This is a genomic window from Aureibacillus halotolerans, from assembly GCF_004363045.1.
GTDB lineage: Bacteria > Bacillota > Bacilli > Bacillales > DSM-28697 > Aureibacillus > Aureibacillus halotolerans.
The window spans coordinates 202,386-220,163 of record NZ_SNYJ01000005.1; the positions used below are offsets into that span (position 1 = coordinate 202,386).

Here is a 17,778-nt window from a genome sequence, read left to right on the forward strand (position 1 = left end):
CAATGAAACACAAACGTTTTCATTCAGTCTGAACTGTGAAGGGAGCAAACGCTCGTTTTCGGTGTCTACAAGTAAGCAAAAAACGGTTGGAGCATGAAGTAGCATTGTCCAACCGTTTTTTTTTTGCTATTTTATTGAGCTGCCAATACATTCACGTGACTCACTGGTGCATTCTTGTCTTCAGGATACGCACTGTCCATAACGAATTTGACGGTATACGAGGACAGCTTGTATGTTAGCACTTGTTCGCCTGTGGACGAAATGGTGTATGTTTTTGTCGGCTGACCTAACTTTGCTTGAATCATGCTGGCAGTAATGCCGCCTATCCCCTGATCACGTTCGACGTTGCGGCCAACAAAGCGAATCTCTTGAAGAATGTCTTCCTCTGAATAGTGGAGGGCATAGCCGCTATGTCCCATCGTTGCCGAATACGAATCATAACCATGCTCAGATTGAACGGGCTTTCCTAGGCTGTTATACACGTTATCCTTTGTCGTTTCTCCAACAGTAAGGGGCTGTGGAAGCCCTGGAGCGGTCCCATTCTTCGCCGCAGCGATGAGGGAATCAAGTGTTTTTGCTGCTTCTGCGTGAGCTCGCGTATGGTCTGCGGGCAGTACATTGACATGATCTAGCGTGGTTTCATCAGAGAATGTTTTCTCCTCTGCTTCAAACACGAACTGCACCTCAGTTTGGTCAAATGAATACGTCCACGCCATTTGATCGGTTGTCGAAAGAACGTTTGCTGTTGTTGGGGCACCAAGCGATTCCTGGACCATCGCTGAAGTGACGCCGCCGATCCCTTGCTGACGTTCCACATTGCGACCTAAAAAGCGAATCTCGTCAACCACGCCTTCTGGCGAGTAATGGATCGCATACCCGCTATGTCCCATCGTAGCCGAATACAGATCGTAGCCATGATTGACTGAAGCTTCTTTATAAGGCGCTCCGAGCATTTCATGGACGGTGTCCCGCTTGCTTTCTTCAATTATTAGCTTGTCTGGGAGCCCTGGAAGTGTCCGATGCTTTGATTTCTGAACGATGTCATCAAGCGTTTGACGGACCTTTTTCTCATCCAGTAGATTGTTGGATGAATCTTCATTTTGGGTCGGTGCTGTTTGATGTGCTTCTATTTGAGTTTCACTTCTATGCGTTGATGCGTCTGTCGCTGATGCATTGGAGGAACAGGCCGCTGTTCCTAATAGCAATGAACCCGTAACAATGGATGCGGTCAGCTGTCGCAGTCGTTTGTCATGGTGATTGAGCATATACAACCCTCCTACAAAACAATTCCCTATTCGTGCATATAAAAAACGCACTGCTGAATCAATTTGTTTCGTTGTTTTCGTCAGAAAGACGCAGTCCGATCATTTTTGCAAACCCAATCGCTTGTTCAGAAGAAACCGTGCAACCAACGAGTTTATCGAGTGTGACCGTAAGGCGTTCAAAGGAAGAATTGCTCAAATTCATTGCGCCAAGATCTACCTGACTAAAGTTGGCTTCATCTAGCAAACATTCACCGATGCTCGTACGCACAAAAGTCGATTCGAAAAACTCTGTTTGCGTGAGATCACATCGCTGGAAACGCACATCCTTTGTGTTGATAAAGCCAAAAGAAGATAGAGGGGCAACGCAGCCCTCAAAAGTAACGTGACGGAGGGTGGCACCGGACAAATCAATTCCTGTCATTTTGCAGTTGATGAAATGAACAGAGTGCATTACTGCTTCATGGAGCTGGAGATTGGATAAATCGCATTGGTCAAAGACAACGTCCTGCACATCCACTCCTGCCCAACGATTTTCAGCGAAGGAAACTTTTGAAAAGGAACAGCGCTCAATCCGTCGTTTTTTTGCATCGGCTTCAAGAATGTGTCCGCCATCCTGATGAGCATTTTCGAGAACCCATTCCCCATAGGCCAGCTCGAAAGTCACTGGATGAAAAGATCGGGGGAGTCGAGGTTTTTTAATCATTTTTTGAGTGCTCATGCGATCATTCCTTTTCATTTTGCTATGCAACTGCTAGCGAGATTTTTTGTTCAAAAAAGAAGGGTTGGACCTAGTCTTTAAGCAGAAAGCAAAAGCCTAATCAGGATAACTTATTCTGATTAGGCTAAATAACTCCCCTAAAGGGTGGTCTGTCTGCAAGGAAGGATTGCCTCAAACGAGAAAGAAGATAGCCAGAATACCGACAACAAAACAGTAATAGGAAAAGTACTTGAGATTGCCACGTTCCATGATGCCCATAAACCAGCGCAATGCAAAATATGATGCGACGGCAGTAACGATAAACGCTAAGCTATAGAACAGCCAAATGGACGACCAATCTCGAGCAAGTAATGTGTCAATGGACAGCACCATAGTGCCTAAGCTGACCGGAATGTAAAGCATAAACGAAAAGCGCAAGGCAAGGTCACGCTTCATGCCAAGCAACATTGCCGCAACAATGGTTGACCCAGAGCGACTAATGCCTGGAATTAGCGCGACAGCTTGAGCGAGCCCGACGATTAGTGCGTCTTTCAATGTCAATTGACCCTCATTTCGTCGTCCGCGGATATTACGGATAATCCATAATGCGATACCAGTCACGATAAGGGTTGCCCCAACGAGCCAGGCTTGATTAAGGCGTGAATCAATCGCATCGCTAAACAAAAGACCAATAACGCCTGCTGGAATTGTAGCGATGATGATGTAAAGCACCATGTCAAAGTCGTCTCTTTTTGTCGTGTCTCTTGTGGCAACAAAACCCACTGCGTTTTTTGCCAGTCGAACGATATCATGCCAATACACAAGAACAACAGCGATAAACGAACCAAAGTTTAAGAGAATTAAAAAATCAAGTCCCTGTGATTCAATGTTAAACAACTGCTGGAGCAATACTAAATGCCCGCTTGAGGAAATTGGAATTGGCTCTGTGACTCCTTGAACAAGACCAAGCAATACATATTTTATAAGTGTCAATAAGTCTTCCATGATGTTGATACCCATCCTTTTAAACAAGTTATTTATGTTTTAGTATAATAGAAGGAGGTGCCATTGACTACGACAGAAATGAAACTAACGTTAAAAGAATCAAGGAAGAAAGGGATGATGATCAATGACAGCAACTGAGGTTTCATTTGATTTACACACGCATCATGAACGATGCGGTCATGCGTCTGGTTGTATTGAGGAATACGTCACATCTGCCATCTCAAAAGGACTTGATTACATCGGGATTTCTGATCATTCGCCTTATTTTTACAGTGAAAACGATCACCTGTATCCAGGCATTGCAATGCCGATTAGTCAGTTTGATCACTACATTAAAGAAGTTCTTGGCTTAAAAGAAAAGTATGCGTCCGATATTCATGTGCTTCTCGGAATGGAAAGTGATTTTTTTGAATTGCATCAACCTCCGTATCAAAACATCATTGATCGCTATCCGTTTGATTATGTGATTGGCTCTGTCCATTATGTCAATGACGTCAACATCTTCACTCGCGGTCGTTGGGATCAATTTTCTGAAGAGGAAGCCATTCTGGAGAAAAAGGAATATTATCGTTTGATTCAACAATCTGCTAAAAGCGGTATGTTTCAAATCCTTGGTCATATTGATGCTATGAAGGGGTTTTATCCAGCGTTTTCAGATATCCCAGCGCAGAAAGAGATTGATGATACATTACGTATTATTGGTGAAGAAGAAGTTGCGATTGAAGTGAATACCTCTGGGAAGATGAAGGATGTTGGTGGCTGGTATCCATCTCACGAGATTTTAGAGCGAGCCCTATTCCATGGTGTAGATATTACCTTTGGTTCCGATGCACACGTTCCTGAACGTGTTGGTGATGACTTTGAAAATGTGAAAAAAGTGTTAAAGGACATTGGCTTCACGCGTATGGTGTATTTTGTTGAAAGGGAAAAAAGGGAAGTTCGACTTTGAATAGTGAATTATCTTATATATTGTCAATAACCCCTTGTGCCTTGAGCCGTGGGGGTTTTTATTTCTTTTTTATTTTAACTTGTCAAACTAATTGACAAATATAGAATATCTAAACTTGCAATAGTTTATAATTTAAGATATCTTGGACTTCAGATTCATAAGATAATAGCGAGAAGACGTTGAGGGGGGTGGCATCATGATTAAATTCACAGAGCTTAATAAGTGGTTCGGGGACCTTCATGTTCTTAAAGAGATTGATTTGGAGATCAACGATGGTGAAGTCGTTGTTATTGTTGGACCGAGTGGTTCTGGAAAAAGCACGTTAATTCGTTGTATCAACGGTCTTGAGGATTTTCAAAAGGGCGAATTAGTCGTTAACGGACAATCGTTATCTGACCAAAAGAAAATGAACATGAATGAGTTTCGGAAAGACATCACCATGGTGTTTCAACACTTTAATCTCTACCCACATTTGAATGTAATCGGAAATGTAACGTTTGCACCGAGAAAAGTTTCAAAGATTCCAAAAGCGCAAGCGGAAACAGAAGCTAGGGAATATCTCGACAAAGTAGGAATCTTGGAAAAAGCAGAGCAAAAGCCACATCAGCTATCAGGTGGTCAGCAACAACGTGTTGCGATTGCACGTGGGCTCGCCATGAAGCCGAAAATCCTGTTATTTGATGAGCCAACTTCAGCACTTGATCCAGAAATGGTCAAGGAGGTTCTTGAGGTCATGAAGCTCCTCGCTAAAGAAGGGTCGACAATGGTCGTTGTGACACATGAGATGGGCTTTGCAAGAGAGGTTGCCGATCGTCTAATTTTCATGGACGAAGGGATGATTGTCGAAGAAAGCAATCCTGTCGAGTTTTTTGAAAACCCGAAGGAAGAACGAGCGAAGGAATTCTTAAGTAAAATCTTATAAAAAGAGGGGGCATTCAAATGAATATGAATAAAAAAATGCTATTCTTTGCATTGTTTGCATTGATGCTACTTTTGGCAGCTTGCGGAGGCTCAGGAGGAAATGAAACCGGTTCCACTCCAGCAGATGAGGAAACGTCAGACAGTGGTGCTGATGGTGGAGAAGCTACTGGGGATGCTGAGGGAGACGATAGCGAAGCAGCAGCTGAAGGTTCAACGCTTCAGGCGATTAAAGATCGGGGTAAGCTTGTCGCTGGTGTGAAATTCGACACACGTTTGTTCGGGCTGAAAAACCCACAATCCGGTGACGTTGAAGGATATGATGTGGATATTATGAAATTACTCGCCCAACATATTTTTGAGACGGACAGCGCGGATGATGTACTTGAACTTGTTCAAGTAAACTCAAAAACACGCTTTGAACTCGTCGATAACGGTGAAATTGATCTCGGCGCGGCAACAGCGACGATTAATGCTGAGCGCGAGGAAATCGTTGATTTCACAAATGTATATTTCATTGCAGGGCAATCCTTGCTCGTACCTGAAGACAGCAGCATCACAGGAATTGAGGATCTAACCGCAGATACAACTGTTATTGCTGTAAAAGGATCAACGAGTGAGAAGAACATTAAAGAAAAGGCTCCGGACGCAAAAGTAGACCTTTATGACGATTATGCTGCGGCCTTTACTGCGCTGCGTGCTGGCAAAGGGGATACACTAACTACGGATAACGCCATTTTGCTTGGTATGCGTGAAACGGATCCTTCCTTCAAATTGGTTGGCGGTCTGTTTACTGAAGAACCATATGGTATTTTCCTGAAAGATGGCGATGATGAGTTCCGCGAGTATGTGAATGAATTTTTAAATGGACTCAAGGAATCAGGGGAGCTTGATGAATTGTATCAAAAATGGTTCGGTGAGCCTGCTCCTGAAAACATCTTATACGAAAACGAATTTCTTAAATAAAGAAAAGACGTAAGAGAACGCCGGATATACAGGCATTGAATGCGAAATAAGATCGGCCACATTTTGTCATGCCTTGTTCATTGTGTTCAATTCAGTGAACAAGGCATTCTTTATGTGCATCCTTTGAAAGAAAAAGAGGTGAGCGTCGTGGAAACGGTTATGAATAACCTTGATTTGTACTGGGGGGGCTTTGTCACTACATTAACAACCTGTGTCATCGCCTTATTGCTAAGCTTTGTGTTAGGATTTTTAATTGCGATTATGCGTGTGTCCACCGTTGGATGGATGCGTTTTATCTCACGATGGTATGTGGAATTTCTTCGGAACACGCCTCTTCTTGTCCAAGTCTTTATTTTTTATTATGCGCTTCCCACCCTTGAGATTGACTGGCTGAATTTCGATGGTTTTCAAGCTGGGATGCTCGGTCTAACCTTCTATACAGCAGCGTATATCGCAGAAAATATTCGCTCAGGCATTCAATCTGTGCCTAGTGGGCAGTTGGAGGCATCAAGATCCTCGGGGCTGAGCTATTTGCAATCGATGATTTTTATTATTTTGCCCCAGGCATTTCGTATCGCCACACCACCATTAGGAAATCAATTTATCAATTTAATTAAGAATTCCGCCGTCCTTGCCTTCTTCGCTGGCGGTGACATTATGTACGTAGCTGATTCATTGCAAAGCTCAGGGGCCGTATTTCCTGTCTATATAACTGCTGGGATTTTCTACTTAATACTTACAATACCAATGAGTGTCTTTGTCAATTTTCTAGAACGAAAATTAGCCGTGTAAGGAGGGAGACCGAATGGAGCATTTCGTTGAAGCGTATCAATGGAGCAATCTGCAATTTTTAGGAAAAGGGTTGTTAATGACGATTGTATTAGCGTTAACAGCTATCGTTGTGAGTTTTATCATTGGTGGATTGCTTGCTATATTCCGTTACAGTAAAATTCCTGTATTGCGGCAGCTGGCTTTTCTTTATACTGAAATTGTTCGGAACACACCACTCATTTTAATTTTGTTTTTCACCTTTTTTGGATTGCCAGAGTTAGGCTTTGACTTGTCCCTCTTTTGGAAGCTTGCATTAGGGTTAATTATCTTTGAAATTTCACAGCTCGCAGAAATTGTTCGTGGCGGATTAAACTCTATTGAAAAAGGGCAAATTGAGGCAGCGCGTTCCCAAGGGGTCAGCTATGTGCAGACATTGCAGCACATTATCCTTCCTCAAGCGCTAAAGCGAATGACACCATCCATTGTCAGCCAGTTCATCACCATCGTGAAGGATACGTCGTACACCTCCATGTTTGGCTTGCTTGAAGTGCTGAATTCTGCAAAAATTATTTGGAACCAAGATTTTGACTTTATCTTCCCGATTATCATTCTTGTTGCCATTTTATATTTTGTTGTAAACTTTGCACTGTCGGCATTAAGTGTTCGCTTGGAAAAGAAGTGGTCGTAAACTTTTTGCACCAGCCGCTAGGCAAACAACATGCCCTCGAACCCATGTTGTGAAAGGGTTCGAGAGCATGATAAAACAGCATGTGTATCTATTATTCTGTACTGAAGATGAAAGCACAAAAAAATCACGAGTGCGGCAACACTCGTGATTTGAAAAACCGATTCTGAACAGAATTGGCTTAACCTGAAAGGTACTACGTGAAATGCAATTCAAGAGCTGATCCTTTCTCCCAATCGTCCAGAGAAATTCAGGACTGTAGTGGCCGGCTACCGATCGCCGAACAACATCGCAACACAAACCCCGTCGCGGCAAAAGCTTATTTTTTATATCTTTTTGGATCCCATAGTTCAATTTCGTCTTCTGAGAAATACAGTTGCTGTAAAGCACCAAAGCGAATTAAATATTTTTCTTGTCCTTCGTCAAAGGATACGACAATGCCAGGAACACGCTTCATGACCGATTCTGGAACTTCTACGACTTCTCCTACTTTAAACTTATTCATAAACGACACCTCTTTCGAATGATTGTGTCTCGACTACACATAGGTGCAGACAAATGTGGCAAAACCTTTTTTCTCTTAGATCAACATCTGCCTGAAATAAAACAACTCTTCAAACCTCTTATCCACACGATGCATAGAATCAAGACGAGTTTGGGATTTGTAAAACTGGCTTGCTAATGGTTCTATCGTATTTCACTGCTCACAGAAACAGAAAATAGGATGCCAATGAAGCCTGTCATCACTTTTTTATGACAAGTTTTCTTGGCGTAATTTCATTATATACTTGCAAAGTTTACTTGTCAAACGATAATGAAGAAAAATTGAGAAACGTCTTTGGAACTGACCAGTGCGGGACCTCATCTTGATTCGTATTATTGACCGCTATCGTAGTTGTTTTTAACGGGTTTGAATTGCAACCCAATTAAAGAGAAAATGGTGGGAGAGGTGTGGAACAGGTGAACGTCATTTCTTATAAATCTTCAGCAGTGTTTCTAACAGAAAATCGAGAGGTGTTAGAGAACAGAGAAGCAGAAAATAGCCTCCTGCTTGGGCTTGCTCAGCTTGCTGTTGACCAGGAAAAAACTGGACAAGAACCCCTTGCACTAGGGAGCTGGCGTGTCGAAAATGAAGCTGGCGAATCCGTACTGCTCCTTTTTCTGAGTACAAAAAACCTCATTATTGCCTGTGGAACGAGCACACCGTCTAAAGGCGCTTTAGAATCCGCGGTGGCACAGCTGTTAAATAGCGACCTTCCAGTCTCTGGGATGGTTGGTCCGAGGCCGTTGACAGACGAGTTGGCGGCGCTTTGGGAGACACGCACATCTCATCAAAAAACGATCGCAATGAATCAACGTATTTATGAATTGAGAAAGGTGAAACGCTTGCCAGGAATGGGCCGCCTAATACAAGCGGAGCCATCAATGCTCCCGATGGCTGCAGACTGGACGTTTGCGTTTGGCAGTGTCACAGAAGGCATAACACGGGACGAGGCTGAAAAGCTTGTGCAACAAGGCTATGATCGAAAGCAGCTGTATTTTTGGGAACTGGAGGGACGGATTGTCTCGATGGCAAAGGCGGCTCGCCCTACGACCCATAGCATGACGATAGGGCTTGTGTACACACCGCCAGAGCACCGCAACAACGGCTATGCGTCCTCATGCGTGGCTGCGTTGAGTCAGCAGGTACTGAATCAAGGTTTTCACTATTGTGTACTGTATACCGATCTTTCCAATCCGACCAGTAACCATATCTATCAAGATATGGGCTATGTGCCTGTCTGCGATTCTGTGCACTATCGCTTTTCCTAAGCATTACAAACTCCAATGATTGTGGTGATTGAATTGAATGAACGGGACTATGTACAAGCAGATGCGACACAGCTTGCTAAATGGATTCGAGACAAGGAAGTCTCTTCACTAGAGTTGCTTGAGGCTAGCATTCGACAGCTGGAAAAGGTGAACCCTGACCTGAACGCGGTCGTCCATGACCGAAGAGGACGAGCATTAGCAGAAGCCCGTTTGCACGAGGACTCTGCTGAGGGCTTGTTTGCAGGAGTTCCCATGCTTTTAAAGAATTTGTCTCATCGACTTGAAGGGGAAAAGATCACGTCAGGTGCTAGGCTGTTCCGGGACAATGTCGCCTCGAAGCACTCTTATTTTGTGAAGGAATGTCAACAGGCGGGGTTTCAGATGCTTGGCCACACGAATACACCAGAGTTCGGTCTGAAAAATATAACAGAGCCTGAGCTTTATGGACCGTCAAGAAACCCATGGAACCACGCCTATTCTCCCGGAGGTTCTAGTGGAGGAGCTGCTGCCGCAGTGGCTGGAGGCATTGTGCCGCTTGCTGGAGCGAGTGATGGGGGAGGGTCCATTCGCATACCTGCATCGTTCACTGGACTTTTTGGTTTGAAGCCGACAAGGGGACGTACTCCAGTCGGCCCAGGAATTGGACGACAGTGGCAGGGGGCAGCAGTTGATTTTGTGCTCACCAAAAGTGTTCGAGACAGTGCCGCGATGCTGGACGTGTTGCAAACGGAGCAGTTGTCTGCAGCTTTTCTTACTCCACGTTTTCCTGATAAGTATCGTGAGGTCATTGAAAAACCACTCCAAGCGAAATGGAACATAGCCTTCTGTCTGGAATCCCCTGTAGGGACGCCTGTGTCGGATGAGGCACAAGCGGCTGTAAAGAAAATGGTGCGTTGGATGGAAGAAGAGGGTCATGCTGTCGAAGAGGTGGCGCCACCGATTGATGGAGTGGATTTGATGAGGCAGTATTACATTATGAATTGCGGAGAAATGGATGCCTTGCTTACAGGCATTGAACATCGTCTTGGTCGTGCATTGACGGAGGATGATACGGAGTTTGAAGCGTGGATGCTGCGAGCCGCCGGGAAGCACGTTCTCGCCGCCGATTATGCAATGAGCTTAGCCTCGTGGGACAACGCAGCAGAAAAGATGGACATGTTTCATGAACGATATGATTTCTACATCACGCCCGCCACCGCATCGGCCGCACCGCTCGTCGGTGAGTTGTCTTGGAATGTCGAGGATCAGGAGCGCTATAGAGATCGGATGCGTCAAGGGGCAAGAATAGATAAGCTAGAGCTCGTCTACGACATGTTTTTGCCGAGTCTGACGTATACGCCCTTTACGCAGCTAGCGAACTTAACTGGACAGCCTGCCGTGTCACTGCCGCTGCATCAGACTGTCGAAGGGCTGCCCATTGGTGTTCAAGTGATGAGCAGAAAAGGACAGGAGCACCTCCTTTTGCAGCTTGCTTATCAGCTGGAACAGACGACACTGTGGCAAGGCATGAAGGGAAACCCACATATGAATTGAAGGACGACAAAAACCCCCCACGTTGGTTACGTGGGGGTTGCTGTGCTTATAAAGCTTGATCGTCAACACGATCAAGCCAGGTTTGAATGTCTTGAATCACGGATGACACACAGCCGTCCTCGAAAGGTGATGCGAGGTTCGCCGACGAAACGAGCTCTAGGAAGGAGCGACTGCCCCCAAGCTTGCACAATGCGAGGTAGTCTGCCCATGCCTGCTCACGGTTGTCGTTCATGCGCTTCCAGAACTGCAACGCACAAATTTGGGCGAGCGTATAATCAATGTAATAAAACGGCACTTCATAAATATGAAGCTGTCGCTGCCATAAAGCGCCATTCTCTAAATAATCATTGCCTTCATAGTTCACATGCGGTAAATACGTCGATTCGAGCTTTCGCCAGGCATCTTTTCGCTGCTGAGGAGTCAGCTCAGGCTGGCTGTAAATGATATGCTGAAATTCATCGACGGCTACGCCATAAGGAATAAACGTCAAGGCAGAAGCCAGATGATCAAATTTGTACTTCTCTGTGTCCTCTTTGAAGAAATCCTCCATCCACGGCCAGGCGAAAAACTCCATGCTCATTGAGTGAATTTCGGCAGACTCAGAGGTTGGAAAGTTATATTGAGGCACGTTTAAGGCACGGCTCTCGTACACTTGAAAAGCATGGCCAACCTCGTGGGTTAACACATCCACATCGCCTGACGTCCCATTGAAATTAGCGAAAATAAACGGCGATTGATAATCGTTAATATAGGTGCAGTAGCCCCCACCTTCTTTTCCTTTCCGGCTCAATACGTCAAGGAGTTCATTTGATCGCATGAACTGAAAGAATTCAGTGGTTTCAGGAGATAGTTCATTGTACATCTTTTCACCTGTTTGCAGAATCCATTCCGGGTCACCCTTTGGTGTTGGGTTTCCTGAAGTGAATTGAAAAGACGTATCGTAATAGCGAAGCGTGTCTACACCAATGCGTTTTTCCTGTCGTTGTTTTAACGCAGTGACGAGCGGAACAATATGCTCTCGCACCTGTTTGCGGAAGGCGTCAACCATTGAGGCGTCATAGTCTGTCCGGCTCATACGCGCATAGCCAAGCTCGACGAAATTTTCAAAGCCAAGTTTTTGAGCTATGCTAGTTCGTACTTTTACAAGGTCATCATAAATGCGATCGAGCTGTTCCTCATGAGCGGACATAAAATCCGTTTTTGCTCTCGCCGCTTCCTTGCGTACCGTTCGATCTTTATCTTGCTCAAAAGGGGTGAGCTGAGACAGTGTACGCTCCTCCCCCTTGAACTGAATTTTGGCCGAAGCAATGAGCTGGGCATATTCGGTAGTGAGCTTGTTTTCTTTTTGCAGGTCAGGAATAACGTCAGGGTGAAAGGTTTTTAGTTTAAGCTCAGTGAGTCTGAATAGCTGCTTCCCCCATTTCTCTTCAAGCTCGGCACGGAAAGGCGATGCCATAACGGTGTTGTCAAAGGCATTGAGGTGCTCCTCCATTTGCGGAGAGGCATCATCAAAGTAATCCTTCTCCTGCTTGTAAAAGGCATCATTTGTATCGATCGAATGCCGGATGTACACTAGCTGCTGCTGCGTTTCTATTTTGTTCATCAGATCGTTCATTTCTTCCATGAGTGCATCCTGCTCAGTAAAGCTTTGCGCCTGCTTAAACCGTGAAATCAACGTTTTACAAGCCGCTTCAATGTCAGCAAGCTGTGGTCGTACATAGGTCATGTCTTGAAATTTAGTCAATGTGTTCACCTTCCTGAAATAGACGTCATTAGACCTTTTTCGCACGTATCCCTGCTTTTCCTGCTTTTTAGTGAATTAATTTGGTAGTGGGGGGATGAGTAAGACGGTTCAATACGTCGGTTTGGTACCGCTGAAAAGGTGCCTCATATGGAAGAGCGCCCATGCGTTTCGCCAAATGAGGACGACAATGTTGGTAAGATGCAACTGCCTGACACAATGCCGAAACGTGTGTATGAGACAAAGGAAGAGGGCAGATGATCACGGTATCAAGCGATGGTTTTTTGGTCTTTTTTTTGTTTTTTTAAACTAATTAAATAGTGAAAATAATACTACATCCTATCGTTATATGACGAGATAGTGAGGATATATACGATAGGTGAACGTAAAGTTTGTACAATAAAAATTATACAAGTTGTATATAGTATATGAAACTATTTGGACGTTTGGTTATCGCGTCATCTTCTTTATACTTTAAAAAGCGGAGTCGAAAAAAGTTGAAAAATGTTGAAAAACATCGATGGAGGTTTATGTCATTGTTAGAGTTTAAGAATGTAACGAAGAAATATACGGACGGAACAATCGCCGTCAAAGAGTTGAATTTGAAAATCAATAAAGGTGAATTTGTCTGTTTTATCGGTCCCAGTGGCTGCGGAAAGACGACGACGATGAAAATGGTAAATCGCCTGATTGATGTTTCAAATGGGTCGATCTTGGTCGATGGCAAAGATATTAAACAGCAGAATTCAGTGGAATTGAGAAGATCAATGGGCTATGTCATCCAGCAAATCGGCTTAATGCCTCATATGACCATTAAGGAAAATATCGTTCTGGTGGGGACATTGCTGAAGTGGTCGACAGATAAAAAAGATGAGCGAGCCAAGGAATTGCTGAAGCTCGTTGATATGTCAGAAGAGTACCTGGACAAATATCCGCATGAACTAAGCGGCGGACAGCAGCAACGGATTGGTGTGCTTAGGGCGCTTGCGGCGAATCCGCCATTAATTTTGATGGACGAGCCATTTGGTGCGCTGGACCCTATCACAAGAGATTCACTGCAGGATGAATTCAAAAAATTGCAAAAAGAATTGCATAAAACCATTGTGTTTGTCACGCATGACATGGATGAGGCGATTAAGCTTGCCGATAAAGTGGTGATTATGCGTGATGGTGAAATTGTACAAGCTGATACGCCAGAGGAAATTTTAAGAAACCCTGCAAACAAATTTGTGGAGGATTTCCTTGGAAGAGACCTACTCATTCAGGGAAGACCGGATGTGACAACAGTCAGCCAAGTGATGGAAAAACATCCGATTGTTGTGGCAACAGGGACATCATTGAAGGACGCCATTTCCACGATGCAAGGAAAACGCGTCGATTCTCTTCTGATCGTGAACGCCAATAACGAGTTACAGGGTTATGTGAATATAGAAACAATCCACCAGAATTATAAAAAGGCAGAAACGGTAGATGAAGTGTTGAACAAAGACGTATTGGCTGTAAACGCGGAGAGTTTGCTGCGTGATACGATTCGAAAAATTCTCCGTCGAAATGCTTCCTATGTACCCGTAGTCAATGATCATAACCAGTTGGAAGGCATTGTCACGCGCGCAACATTGACCAATGTGGTTTATGACACCATTTGGGGTGACGGAACGGAGCTTGAAGAAATCGTAAAGGCAGCAGAATAGGTGGTGTATGGTAATGATGGACTTTTTTAATGAACATGGAATAGATCTTTTGTATAAAACTGGAGAACATTTGTATATTTCATTGGCAGCGATTTTGCTTGGTGTACTTGTTGCCGTACCGCTAGGGATTCTCCTGACGCGTGTACCGAAATTTGCCGACCGGTTTGTTTCGTTTGTCGGGATTTTGCAGACCATTCCAAGCCTGGCAATTTTGGCATTTTTCATTCCCCTCGTCGGAATAGGAAAACCGCCAGCAATTCTGGCCTTGTTTTTTTACTCATTACTTCCTATATTACGAAACACATACATTGGCGTTCGCGGTGTGAATCAAGGTGTCGTTGAAGCAGGTAGAGGTATGGGAATGAGCCGATGGCAGGAAATAATAAAGATGGAGTTCCCACTTGCGCTTCCGGTCATTATGGCAGGTATCCGGTTATCAACAGTGTACCTGATCGGTTGGGCGGCATTGGCCGCATTTATCGGAGGCGGTGGTCTTGGCGACTTTATTTTTGATGGGTTAAATCTTTATAAGCCAACGCTTATCCTAGCAGGCACAATACCTGCAACACTATTAGCTTTAGCTGCAAATCGTTCGCTCGTTTTGCTTGAAAATAAACTGACACCTGAAGGGATGAAAGATTCTTATAAGGCAGCTTAATATAGGAGTGTATGTAGTGACTGGTAAATTTTATAAAATGATAATTCCAGCAATTGTCCTGTTGCTCGTATCAGGCTGTGCGTTGCCTGGGCTTGCTGGAACATCCAAGGATACGATACGTATCAGCTCTTTGACACAGTCTGAATCAGAGATCATGGCGAATGTTTTAGCGATCATGATTGAAAGAGAAACGGATGCAACAACAGATCTGGTCACAAAACTTGGATCATCGATCGTGCAGCACCAGGGGATGCTACAAGGTGATATTGATATTTCTAGCACACGATATACAGGAACAGATATCGCTGGTGCCTTAGGTATGGAGCCGATTAAAGATCCGGAAAAAGCTTTGGAGACAGTAAAGGAAGAATTTCAGCAGCGTTTTAATCAGACATGGGCCGACACCTATGGTTTTGCGAATAGTTATTCGTTAGCAGTCACAAAAGAATTCGCTCAGAAAAATGAGATTGAAACGATTTCCGATCTGGAGCCTTACGTTGATGAGTTGAATTTTGGCGTCGACAATGCGTGGGTGAACCGGGAAGGGGACGGTTATGATGGATTCAAGCAAACCTATTTTGAATTTGGCAATGTGTATCCGATGAATCTCGGTCTTGTCTATAAAGCTGCGGCGACTGGGAACATGGATGTTGTTCTGGCCTATTCAACGGATGGGCGAATTAAAGAGTATGATCTGAAAGTATTGGAGGATGACAAACAGTTTTTCCCGCCTTATGACGCGTCTCCGGTCATTAGAAACGAAGTGCTGGAAAAATATCCAAAAATCAAAGAGATTACGGAGCGATTAGGGAACCAGATAACAACAGAACAAATGCAAGAACTAAACTACAAAGCGGATGTGGAAAATACCAGCCCGCGTAACATAGCAGAGGAATTTTTGGAAGACCGTAATTACTTTGAAGGCACCGGGGAAGGGGGAAACTAATATGGAAACACTGCAGGAGTTTCTTCGTTATTCCAGTGAAAACAGTTTTTATATTTGGACCGAATTTTATAGGCATTTTCTAATGGCGCTATATGGTGTATTATTTGCCTCTATTATCTCTGTTCCGTTAGGTATTCTTATCGCCAAATATAGCAAGATGAGTGGTTGGGTTTTAGCATTAGGAAGCATCATTCAGACCGTTCCTGCTTTAGGGGCAATGGCTGTTGTGATGATTGTGATGGGGCTTGGACCAAATACGGTCATCGTGACACTCATTTTGTATTCGATCCTTCCTATCACCCAAAATACGTATGTAGGTATGAAAGAGGTTGACAAAACCGTCGTAGAAGCGGGCTACGCCTCGGGAATGACACGGTTTCAGTTAATGCGCATGGTTGAACTTCCACTGGCAATCAGTGTTATTATGGCAGGGATTCGCACAGCGCTAGTCGTGGGCATTGGGATCGTAGCCATTGGCGCCTTTGTTGGGGCCGGCGGACTTGGAGCGATCATCATCACTGGCACAAATTCAACCAATGGAACAGCAATTATCTTGGCTGGGGCTATTCCGACAGCGCTGATGGCGGTTATTGCAGACATTGTTTTAGGTTGGATTGAACGGCGGCTGCAGCCAGAAAGAGCATGAGAAGATAGTCTTTGCTGATAATGGGAGGTAGTATCTTCATGAAAGAACATACATCGGATCAAAACGAACTCATTGACGATATCAAAACACAGTTTGTCGAAAAGATAACGGATAATATGAATGCTTTTGGAGCGCCGACAAGTGTCGGGCGTGTTCTCGGCATTATTTACATGAACAATGAGCCGATGACACTGGATCAATTGGCAGAGGAAACAGGCATGAGCAAAACAAGAATGAGCCAGTTGGTCAGGGAAATGGTTGATATGAACATCGCCGAGCGTGTGTTTAAAAAAGGATTCCGTAAAGATTTGTACCGGGTGGAGGAAGATTACTATGAAACGTTTATCTTACTGTTCACTGCCACTTGGAAACGGGCGATTTCTAGAAGTAGACATTTTGAACAAAAGCTCATGGGAAAGCTCGATGATTTAAAACAGAATCAAGAATTAACAGAAGAAAATGAAGTGATCATGAACGAGTTACTGGCAGAACTCTATGAATGGATGGAGTACTACGATTGGATTCGCAGAGTGAATGACTTTTTTGAAAGTGGAGAGATCTTTAAACACGTACCTAAAAAAACACCAGGAGGAGATCGTGATGAATAAAAAAGTGATGTTGTCATGTGCCGTGACCGGCGCAGGAGATACGACGGCTAAAAGCCCGCATGTGCCTATCACCCCAAAGGAAATTGCCGACTCTGCCATAAAGGCAGCAAAAGCAGGTGCAACGATTGCACACATTCATGTCCGTGATCCTGAAACAGGTCGCTCAAGTCATGATGTAAAGCTTTTTCAGGAAACGGTGGAACGCATTCGTGAATCTGAAACAGATGTCATTATTAATATCACATCTGGCGGTGGTGGAGACTGGATTCCTAGCCAAGAGGACCCGACAAAAGGTGGCGAAGGGACGGATATCCAAACGCCAGAAGAACGCCACGAACCGATAGCTAAACTTCTTCCAGAAATGTGCACCATCGATTGTGGGAGCATCAATTTCGGAAATATGCTATATGTAAGCCCGACAGATTGGCTGGAAAAACAAGCAAGGCTTGTTCAAGAAAGTGGCGTAAAGCCGGAACTGGAATGCTTTGATACGGGTCATATCCATTTTGCGAATAACTTGATTGACAAAGGCCTTATTGACGGCGATCCATTATACCAATTTTGTTTAGGCATCCCATGGGGGGCAGCTGCAGATGCGGAGACCTTATCCTATATGAAGAGCCGTATTCCGGCGAATGGACGCTGGGCGGCGTTTGGCATCGGCCGTATGCAAATGCCATTGGTTGCTGAATCACTCTTACAGGGAGGCAATATCCGTGTCGGTTTGGAAGATAATTTGTATTTAAAGAAGGGACAACTGGCAACGAACGAGCAGCTAGTTGACAAGGCCGTCGGCATCGTGCAGAGTCTTGGTTCTGATATTATGACGCCTGCAGAAGCACGCCAAGAATTGAACTTATTTACACCGTAGAAGGAAGGTTTGAATT

At 44.4% G+C, this 17,778-nt stretch carries 18 protein-coding genes; 13 read left to right on the top strand and 5 right to left on the bottom strand.

What is annotated here, in order from left to right; all coding sequences use genetic code 11:
* Positions 1–131: 131 nt before the first annotated feature.
* The 3 genes from EV213_RS08260 to EV213_RS08270 form a co-directional block, all read right to left on the bottom strand.
* Complete coding sequence (locus tag EV213_RS08260) at positions 132–1,265, bottom strand: DUF4309 domain-containing protein (protein WP_133580038.1); 1,134 nt, start codon at positions 1,263–1,265, stop codon at positions 132–134.
* A 58-nt stretch (positions 1,266–1,323) separates the two neighbouring features.
* Positions 1,324–1,983, bottom strand: a complete 660-nt coding sequence (locus EV213_RS08265; protein WP_166639217.1) for a pentapeptide repeat-containing protein — start codon at positions 1,981–1,983, stop codon at positions 1,324–1,326.
* 171 nt (positions 1,984–2,154) lie between these two features.
* Positions 2,155–2,967 (bottom strand): undecaprenyl-diphosphate phosphatase, encoded by an 813-nt coding sequence (locus EV213_RS08270; protein ID WP_133580040.1) that lies wholly within the window; start codon positions 2,965–2,967, stop codon positions 2,155–2,157.
* A 124-nt stretch (positions 2,968–3,091) separates the two neighbouring features.
* Between EV213_RS08270 and EV213_RS08275 the strand changes: the two genes are divergently transcribed.
* The 5 genes from EV213_RS08275 to EV213_RS08295 all read left to right on the top strand — a co-directional run bounded on the left by EV213_RS08275 (position 3,092) and on the right by EV213_RS08295 (position 7,259).
* Positions 3,092–3,916 carry a histidinol-phosphatase gene (locus tag EV213_RS08275; protein WP_133580041.1) on the top strand — a complete coding sequence of 275 codons (825 nt, stop codon included), beginning with the start codon at positions 3,092–3,094 and terminating at the stop codon, positions 3,914–3,916.
* 196 nt (positions 3,917–4,112) lie between these two features.
* A complete protein-coding gene (locus EV213_RS08280) occupies positions 4,113–4,838 on the top strand; it encodes an amino acid ABC transporter ATP-binding protein (protein WP_133580042.1) in 726 nt (241 codons plus the stop codon).
* 17 nt (positions 4,839–4,855) lie between these two features.
* The gene (locus EV213_RS08285; RefSeq protein ID WP_133580043.1) at positions 4,856–5,800 is read left to right on the top strand and encodes a transporter substrate-binding domain-containing protein; all 945 of its coding nucleotides are present in this window, start codon (positions 4,856–4,858) and stop codon (positions 5,798–5,800) included.
* Between the two features lie 159 nt (positions 5,801–5,959).
* A complete protein-coding gene (locus EV213_RS08290) occupies positions 5,960–6,592 on the top strand; it encodes an amino acid ABC transporter permease (RefSeq protein WP_133580110.1) in 633 nt (210 codons plus the stop codon).
* A 13-nt stretch (positions 6,593–6,605) separates the two neighbouring features.
* Complete coding sequence (locus EV213_RS08295) at positions 6,606–7,259, top strand: amino acid ABC transporter permease (RefSeq protein WP_133580044.1); 654 nt, start codon at positions 6,606–6,608, stop codon at positions 7,257–7,259.
* Between the two features lie 316 nt (positions 7,260–7,575).
* On the opposite strand, the gene EV213_RS08300 is transcribed toward EV213_RS08295, so the two are convergent.
* Positions 7,576–7,761, bottom strand: a complete 186-nt coding sequence (locus EV213_RS08300; RefSeq protein WP_133580045.1) for a hypothetical protein — start codon at positions 7,759–7,761, stop codon at positions 7,576–7,578.
* A 446-nt stretch (positions 7,762–8,207) separates the two neighbouring features.
* On the opposite strand from EV213_RS08300, the gene EV213_RS08305 reads away from it, so the two are divergent.
* A complete protein-coding gene (locus EV213_RS08305; RefSeq protein ID WP_133580046.1) occupies positions 8,208–9,068 on the top strand; it encodes a GNAT family N-acetyltransferase in 861 nt (286 codons plus the stop codon).
* Between the two features lie 15 nt (positions 9,069–9,083).
* Positions 9,084–10,601, top strand: coding sequence for an amidase (locus EV213_RS08310; RefSeq protein WP_243740037.1), 1,518 nt, complete (start codon positions 9,084–9,086; stop codon positions 10,599–10,601).
* A gap of 46 nt (positions 10,602–10,647) precedes the next feature.
* On the opposite strand, the gene EV213_RS08315 is transcribed toward EV213_RS08310, so the two are convergent.
* Positions 10,648–12,345, bottom strand: coding sequence for a M3 family oligoendopeptidase (locus EV213_RS08315; protein WP_133580047.1), 1,698 nt, complete (start codon positions 12,343–12,345; stop codon positions 10,648–10,650).
* Between the two features lie 533 nt (positions 12,346–12,878).
* Between EV213_RS08315 and EV213_RS08320 the strand changes: the two genes are divergently transcribed.
* From EV213_RS08320 to EV213_RS08345, 6 genes are read left to right on the top strand one after another with little or no spacing between them, the layout of a single operon-like run.
* Positions 12,879–14,033, top strand: a complete 1,155-nt coding sequence (locus tag EV213_RS08320) for a betaine/proline/choline family ABC transporter ATP-binding protein (protein WP_133580048.1) — start codon at positions 12,879–12,881, stop codon at positions 14,031–14,033.
* A gap of 13 nt (positions 14,034–14,046) precedes the next feature.
* Positions 14,047–14,691 (top strand): ABC transporter permease, encoded by a 645-nt coding sequence (locus EV213_RS08325; protein WP_133580049.1) that lies wholly within the window; start codon positions 14,047–14,049, stop codon positions 14,689–14,691.
* A gap of 37 nt (positions 14,692–14,728) precedes the next feature.
* A complete protein-coding gene (locus EV213_RS08330) occupies positions 14,729–15,637 on the top strand; it encodes an osmoprotectant ABC transporter substrate-binding protein (protein ID WP_133580112.1) in 909 nt (302 codons plus the stop codon).
* Between the two features lies 1 nt (position 15,638).
* Positions 15,639–16,283, top strand: coding sequence for an ABC transporter permease (locus EV213_RS08335; RefSeq protein WP_133580050.1), 645 nt, complete (start codon positions 15,639–15,641; stop codon positions 16,281–16,283).
* Between the two features lie 38 nt (positions 16,284–16,321).
* On the top strand, positions 16,322–16,891 hold the full coding sequence (locus EV213_RS08340) for a GbsR/MarR family transcriptional regulator (protein WP_133580051.1): 570 nt from the start codon (positions 16,322–16,324) through the stop codon (positions 16,889–16,891).
* Complete coding sequence (locus tag EV213_RS08345; protein WP_133580052.1) at positions 16,884–17,762, top strand: beta-keto acid cleavage family enzyme; 879 nt, start codon at positions 16,884–16,886, stop codon at positions 17,760–17,762. Before EV213_RS08340 ends, EV213_RS08345 begins: the two co-directional genes overlap by 8 nt.
* The last annotated feature ends 16 nt before the right edge of the window (positions 17,763–17,778 follow it).